The organism is Robiginitalea sp., assembly GCF_049588695.1.
Lineage (GTDB): Bacteria > Bacteroidota > Bacteroidia > Flavobacteriales > Flavobacteriaceae > Robiginitalea.
This window is the reverse complement of the sequence record NZ_JBAVZJ010000546.1, coordinates 1-1,992: the sequence shown is the minus strand read 5'-3', so window position 1 is coordinate 1,992 and position 1,992 is coordinate 1. Positions and strand designations below refer to the sequence as shown.

Annotated in this window: 3 protein-coding genes; 1 reads left to right on the top strand and 2 read right to left on the bottom strand. The window is 49.4% G+C overall.

Annotated elements, in window-relative coordinates:
- Window positions 1-603 (top strand): hypothetical protein (locus WBV75_RS12580; RefSeq protein ID WP_424120938.1); only part of this gene is annotated, 603 nt, incomplete at its 5' end.
- Here WBV75_RS12580 and pth read toward each other — a convergent pair.
- Both pth and WBV75_RS12570 read right to left on the bottom strand, forming a co-directional pair.
- Window positions 604-1,170, bottom strand: a complete 567-nt coding sequence (pth, locus tag WBV75_RS12575; RefSeq protein ID WP_424120937.1) for an aminoacyl-tRNA hydrolase — start codon at window positions 1,168-1,170, stop codon at window positions 604-606.
- 231 nt (window positions 1,171-1,401) lie between these two features.
- A partial coding sequence (locus WBV75_RS12570) for a 50S ribosomal protein L25/general stress protein Ctc (protein WP_424120936.1) occupies window positions 1,402-1,992 on the bottom strand: 591 nt, incomplete at its 5' end.

Here is a 1,992-nt window from a genome sequence, read left to right as displayed (position 1 = left end):
GAGGTGAATCTTGTTTTTCCTGAAAACAACTCACTCTGCGTGACTGGAATTCCCCAGCCCTCCGACCGGAGCGAGGTGACCTTCACCTGGCAGGCTTCCGCCAATGCGGACCAGTACGAAATACAGGTGACGTTGTTGGGGTCAGCGACCAGTGAGCGTCGCGTTACCGGGGCCCTGAGTACAGATTTTATCCTGGAGCAGGGCGCTCCCTATTCCTGGCAGGTCACAGCTATTAATGAGTCTAGTGGAGAAAAAACCGCGAGCGCGCTTTGGCAATTTTACAATGCGGGCTCCTCTGTTTCCTATCCGCCTTTTCCAGCACGCCTGATACAACCAGAGGCGGGAAGTTCCCTTTTTCCGAACAGCGAAGGAGAAGTGCTTTTGAAATGGGAGTTGGCAGATCCCGAGAACGACCAGGAGTCTGCCGAAGTATTCTTTGGTACGGCTTCAGATGCCCTGGTGTCCATTGCAACCCTCGGGCCTGAGGAAGACACCCTGGATGTTGGTGTTAGCAGCGGGCAGGTCTATTTCTGGCAGGTCCGAACGGAGGATAGGCAAGGCAATACTTCCCTGTCCAGTATTGACTCCTTCAGGGTATTGTAATCAGGTCCCGTTAAAGGTATTCATGGTGATAGCAGTCCCTGCCAACACGAAGGACCGTATGGCTGCCGCACTGCGCTTCAGGCGTTCGGGCATAGCGTCAACTTCGGTATCGCTCCATCTGCCGAGGACATAGTCCACTTGCGCTCCTTTGGAATAATCCGATCCAATCCCGAATCTGAAACGGGGATACACGGTGGTTCCGAGCACCTCCTGAATGTCTTTCAGGCCATTGTGGCCCCCGTCACTTCCTTTAGTTTTAAGCCGAAGGGTCCCGAAAGGCAGATTCAGGTCGTCAGTCACTACCAGGAGGTTTTGCAGGGGAATTTTTTCCTTTTCCAACCAGTAGCGAACCGCTTTACCGCTTCGGTTCATATAGGTTGAAGGTTTAAGGCAAAACAGGGTACGACCCTTAACCTTGATTTTTGTGACATCCCCCAGCCGGTTGGGCTCAAATGTAGCTTCCGCTTCATCCGCGAGTTGATTCAGGATCTGAAACCCGATATTATGTCGCGTACCGGCGTATTGTTCACCGATATTCCCAAGTCCCGCAATAAGAAATTTTTTCATCTGTTTATTTTTATTGTTTTTAAAAGGGCAGATGTAATTCGCCAATAACCATCTCGGCTGGTATTGAGAAGTGTTATGGCTCATTTTATAGGATCAATCGCTTCGGTTTTGCCCTCTGTGGGCGAAAACCATTTTTTTATCCAGGTTTTAAATACGTGCGGGTTTTCCTAAAATACAAAAAGCACCCTGACCCTATGGGGCAAGGTGCTTTTGAAAATGAGTAGGTAAAGACTATTGGTTAGACTCCTCTGCCGGAGCTTCTGCACCTTCAGCTTCTGCAGTAGCACCTTCTTCTCCTTCAACTCCTTCTTCCTCTTCGTCCTCAACCAATACGGCTGTACGAGCAGTTTTAACCTGGACAACTACGGTACTGTCCGGGTGAAGAATGGCAAAATCGTCGTTTTTGAGGGTTTCCACCGAGATATTATCCCCGATTTTCAGTTTTGAAATATCCACCTTGAAAACATCGGGCAGATTGTCGGGAAGGGCCCGGATAACGAGCTTGCGCTTTCTGAAAAGCAGCCGTCCCCCGTTCCGTACCCCGGGAGAATTTCCTTCCAGACGTACCGGAATCTCCAAAGTAACCGCTTTATCATCAAATAGTTGATAAAAGTCTACATGTAAAATGCGATCGGTAACCGGATGAAACTGGATGTCCTGCATTACCGCCCGGACTTTGCTGCCATCTTCCATCTTAACAATCACCGTATGGGCGTTTGACGTATACACCAGGTCCTTAAACGACAATTCATCTGCTGAAAAGTGAATAGGTACTTCCCCTCCGTATACCACGCAAGGAACCTTTCCAGCATTACGTAAGGC